The 4742-nt window shown below is 65.8% G+C and carries 4 protein-coding genes; 1 reads left to right on the top strand and 3 read right to left on the bottom strand.

Annotated elements, in window-relative coordinates:
- Positions 1–35: 35 nt before the first annotated feature.
- A complete protein-coding gene (locus WAN02_RS04960; protein ID WP_422263066.1) occupies positions 36–821 on the top strand; it encodes an alpha/beta hydrolase in 786 nt (261 codons plus the stop codon).
- Here the strand turns inward: WAN02_RS04960 and WAN02_RS04955 are convergent.
- The 3 genes from WAN02_RS04955 to WAN02_RS04945 all read right to left on the bottom strand — a co-directional run.
- The gene (locus WAN02_RS04955) at positions 818–3295 is read right to left on the bottom strand and encodes a [protein-PII] uridylyltransferase (RefSeq protein ID WP_422263065.1); all 2478 of its coding nucleotides are present in this window, start codon (positions 3293–3295) and stop codon (positions 818–820) included. The genes WAN02_RS04960 and WAN02_RS04955 overlap by 4 nt on opposite strands.
- Before the next feature lie 51 nt (positions 3296–3346).
- Entirely contained in the window at positions 3347–3685 is a 339-nt protein-coding gene (locus WAN02_RS04950) for a P-II family nitrogen regulator (RefSeq protein ID WP_422263064.1), read from the bottom strand.
- A gap of 2 nt (positions 3686–3687) precedes the next feature.
- Positions 3688–4742, bottom strand: a 1055-nt coding sequence (locus tag WAN02_RS04945; protein WP_422263063.1) for an ammonium transporter, incomplete at its 5' end; no start/stop codon positions are given.

The following is a 4742-nucleotide window of genomic DNA, read 5'->3' as shown; positions in this document are numbered from 1 at the left end:
CCGCCCAGCCTAGCCGGATGGCTGAGGATGGACGCATGCTAGAGGTGATCGACAAGGGATCCTGCGACGACGCGCATCCGGTGCCACTACTGTTCGTGCACGGCGGCTGGCATTCCGCGTCGTGCTGGACCAACTTCGTGGACTTCTTCGCCGACGCCGGTTACCGCGCGGTGGCGCTGAGCCTGCGCGGCCACGGCGGCAGCCCCACCGCCAAGCCATTCCACACCTGTTCGATCGCCGATTATCTCGACGATGTCGGCGCCACGGCCGACAGCCTTGGCGTCCAGCCGGTGCTGATAGCTCATTCCCTGGGCGGCTTCGTCGTGCAGCGCTACCTCGAGAGCCACGACGAGCCAGCGGCCGTCCTGGTGGCATCGGTGCCGCCGCAGGGCGTGTTGGGGCTGGCGACGCGCATCTGGAGCCGCCACCCGTGGATTTCCATGCGGTCGCTGCCGGTCGGCAACCTGACCGGTTTCATCGGAACCACGCCGCTGGTCCGCGAGCACCTGTTCAGCGGCCACACGCCCGACGACATCGTGGAAGCGTGTGCCGCGCGCGTTCAACCCGAGGCTGTGCGCGCCTCGCTGGTCGACCCGCTGTTCCGACGGGTGAGAACCACCCGGGTCAGCACGCCGATGCTGGTCCTCGGCGCCGCGGACGACGGCATGGTCACCAACGCAGAGGTGCGCGCCACGGCAAAGGCATACGACACCGATGCGGAATTCTTTCCCGACATGGGACACAACATGATGCAGGAGCCCGGTTGGGCCCGCGTCGCGCAACGCATTCACGCGTGGCTGCACACGCGCGAGCTTGGTTAGACCGCGGCTGCGTCCGGGTGCGTTTCCAACACCGACAACAGGTGATGCTCGATCGCCGATCGGGTACTCGAACCCGGCTCGCCACTGGCCTTGGCGGCGGCGCTGTGCGCGGGCAACGCGATACAGAACACGTCGTCGACCATCGTGCCCCGCGTGCTGACCTTCGCCCAGTCGATATCCACCCCGGAACGCTCCAGCGCACCGGTGAGCAGCGCGAGCAGACCGGGACGGTCGTTCGCCCGAATCTCGACGATCAGACGCCCCGGGGTGCCTTCGAACCACAAGATCCGTGGTGGCGCAGACGAGTAATGGACGGGAACCGCGGTCGGAGCGTCGCCCAGGGGCTTGGGCTTCGCATCGGCTGACCGCTGCTCCAGCGTGTCCAGCACGTCGGTCTGGCCGCCGAGGGCCCGGATGAGCTGCTGACGCAGCAAGCCCGCGGCCGGCGGACTGCCGAAGTGCGGCGACACCACGAATTCGCTGATCGCGACGCCGTCCTCGACATTGATCGACGCCGAATGCACGCGCAGCGAGTTCAGCGTCAACACCCCGGCGGTCTTGGACAGCAGCCCGCGCTGGTCCGGGGCGATCACCACCGCATGGTGAAGACGCTGGTCTTTACCGGGCCGCAACTCGACATGCACCTTGCGGTCGGCTGCCAGCGCAATGTACTCGGGCTCGAGCGGGTCGGCTTCCGGCAACGCCTGGCCGTTCATCGCCATCCGACTGCGCCGCACCAGGTCGGCGACCAACGAGGCCTTCCAGTCACTCCATACCCCCGGCCCGGTGGCCAACGAGTCGGCCTCGGTCAGCGCGTGCAGCACGTCCAGCAGCACCGGGTCGCCCTCCAACGCCTCGCAGACCATGGCGATGGTCTTCGGATCGTTGAGGTCTTGGCGGAACGCGACCTTCGCCAGCAACAAGTGGTGGAACACCAGCTTGGACAGCATCTCGACATCCGACGGCCACATACCCAGCCGGGTACCGATCTGGGTGGCCAGCTGAGCCCCCAGCACGCAGTGATCGGCGTCCCGTCCCTTACCGATGTCATGCAGCAGCGCTGCGAGGATCAGCAGGTCGGAACGGGCCACCCGGGTGGTGAAAATCCTTGCCCGGGAAACTGTTTCGGCCAGATGGCGGTCAACCGTCCAGATGTGCACGACGTCGCGCGGCGGAAGATCCCGTACCGCGCCCCACTCCGGGAACAACCGGCCCCATAACCCGGTGCGGTCCAGGGTCTCGATGACGGCGATAGTGTCCGGCCCGGCGGTCAACATGACCAAGAGGTTGTCCAGCGCGTCGCGCGGCCATGGGGTGGGCAGTTCCGGAGCGGTATCAGCCAACCGGCTCAGCGTCGACACCGCAATCGGCAGTCCGGTGGACGCCGACGCCGCCGCGACCCGCAGCAACAGGGCCGGGTCGCTCTGCGGTCGGGCATCGCGAGCGAGGACGATCTCTCCGGCGTACTCGATGACACCCTCGTCCAGCGGTCGGCGCGGACGCCGCCGGATCGCCGACATCCCGCGCCGCGGCAGCGCGTTGGAAGCGGTCCGCAGTCCCGCGTCGACGCGGTAGCTGATCGTGCGTCCCACGTCGGACAGCACCCGCGACAGGTCGAAGCGGTCGCCGATGTGCAGCGCAGCGCTGATCTCGTCGGCAAACTGGGCCAGTACCTGGTCGTGCCCGCGACCCGAAACCCGGTGGAGTTCGGTGCGGACGTTGAGCAGGGTCAGGTGTGCACCGGTCAGCGAACCCAGCGGGTCGTCGCCTTCTCCTACGGCCAGGCGGTCGGTGAGGTGGGCGATGGCCAGGGCGTCGAGTAACTGAATATCGCGCAAGCCGCCGCGGCCCGATTTGATATCGGGTTCGGCGCGGTGCGCGATCTCACCGCAGCGACGCCACCGGGAGTGGGTCTCGTCCACGACTTCGCCGAAGATGGACTGGATTCCGGCCCGCCACTGGCGGCGGATTCCCTCGATGAGGCGACCGGACAGTTCTTCGTCACCGGCGATGTGCCGGGTATCCAGCATCGCCAGACAGGCGGACACGTCCGCGCCGGCGACCTTCAGTGTCTGGGCGACGGTCCGAACACTGTGATCGAGGCGAATATTGGCGTCCCACAACGGATACCACAGCGAGTCGGCGACGTCCCGGACAGCGTCGGTGTTCATGCCGTCGTGCAGCAACAGCAGGTCCAAGTCCGAGTAAGGCACCAGTTCGCGACGGCCCAGCGAACCTGTCGCGACGATCGCGAAGCCGCTGCCGGGCATGATGCCGATCTCGGAAGCCTTTGTGGTCAGCCAGAATTCGTGCAGTTCTCCCCAAGCTTCACGCAGGGCGGCCGAGTCGAGTTCGTTCGGTCCACGGGCGAGCAGCTTCTCCCGGGCGGCCGCCAAATCGCTGGCCGCGCCGGGAGTTTTGCCCGCCCCGGCCGGCGATGACGAATCGGGTGATTCTTGCTCGCCCTGTCTCATTCCCGTCCGAATCGGCTCGGCCACCCCCCAAGACTATTCATAACACGAGTGTCAGATCGCGTCGGCTCCGCGTTCGCCGGTGCGTACCCGCACCACGGTTTCCACCGGGCTGACCCAGACCTTGCCGTCACCGATCTTGCCGGTGCGTGCGGACCGCACGATGCTGTCCAGAGCCTTGTCGGTGTCGAAGTCCTCGACCAGGACCTCGACGCGGACCTTCGGCACGAATTCGACTGCGTACTCAGCACCTCGGTAGACCTCGGTGTGCCCCTTCTGACGTCCGTACCCCTGAACCTCGCTGACCGTCATGCCCAGGATTCCCACCTGCTCGAGGCTGGATTTGATGTCGTCAAGTGTGAACGGCTTCACAATCGCGGTAATCAGCTTCATCTCTATTCCGCCTCTACTTTGTCGCCCGCTGGATCTTTGTGGTCAAAAGAGCTTTCCGGAAGACTCGCATGAGGAAGGACAGAGCCGGTCACTGTTGCGAAATCGTAACCGCTCTCTGCGTGCTGAGATTCGTCGATACCGGCCGCTTCTCCCTCGGGAGTCAGACGCAGCCCCATCGTGTATTTGAGTATCAGGGCAATGATAAAGGTGCCGACGGCAGAGAAGATGAGAACGCTGAACGCGCCGACCGCCTGTCGTTCCAACTGATCCCATCCGCCGCCGTAGAACAAGCCCTTCGAGACACCAGCCACACCGTTAATGGCAGGGCTCTCTGGGGCGGCAAGCAGACCGACCAGCAGTGTGCCCGCCAGGCCGCCGATCAGGTGCACACCGACCACATCTAGTGAGTCATCAAAGCCGAGTTTGAACTTCAGCCCGACCGCGAGCGCACAGAGCACACCAGCTACCGCACCAATCGCCAAGGCGCCCAACGCGTTGACCGACGAGCACGATGGTGTGATGGCGACCAATCCGGCGACGATGCCCGACGCCGCTCCCAGCGTCGTTGCGTGGCCATCGCGGATCCGCTCAGTGAGCAGCCAGAAGAGCATGGCCGTTCCGGTGGCGATCGTTGTGGTCATGAATGTGCTGGCGGCGACCCCATTGGCGCTGGTGGCCGAACCGGCGTTGAACCCGTACCAGCCGAACCACAGCAGGCCTGCGCCGAGCATCACGAACGGCACATTGTGCGGGCGGAACAGCGTGGTGGGCCAGCCTTTGCGCTTGCCCAGCACGATCGCCACGACCAAGCCGGCCACACCGGAGTTGATGTGGACCGCCGTACCACCGGCGAAGTCGATCGCGTGCAGCTTGTTGTTGATCCAGCCGCCGTGCTCGGAGGCAAAACCGTCAGCCGCGAACACCCAGTGCGCGACCGGGAAGTAGACCAGCGTCGCCCACAGTGCGGAGAACACAAGCCAGGCGGAGAACTTCAGCCGGTCGGCCAACGCGCCCGAGATCAAGGCGACGGTGATGATCGCGAACATCAGCTGGAAGG

The sequence above is a fragment of the Mycobacterium sp. genome (assembly GCF_049281135.1).
Taxonomy (GTDB): domain Bacteria; phylum Actinomycetota; class Actinomycetes; order Mycobacteriales; family Mycobacteriaceae; genus Mycobacterium.
Note: the sequence above shows the minus strand (reverse complement) of the source record. Positions and strands in the feature narration are given on the sequence as shown.

What these genes read in the sequence shown, in the direction of transcription:
- WAN02_RS04960 (WP_422263066.1), top strand. Translation starts at nt 36, where the DNA reads ATGCTAGAGGTGATCGACAAGGGATCCTGCGACGACGCGCATCCGGTG.
- WAN02_RS04955 (WP_422263065.1), bottom strand. Translation starts at nt 3,295, where the DNA reads ATGAGACAGGGCGAGCAAGAATCACCCGATTCGTCATCGCCGGCCGGG.
- WAN02_RS04950 (WP_422263064.1), bottom strand. Translation starts at nt 3,685, where the DNA reads ATGAAGCTGATTACCGCGATTGTGAAGCCGTTCACACTTGACGACATC.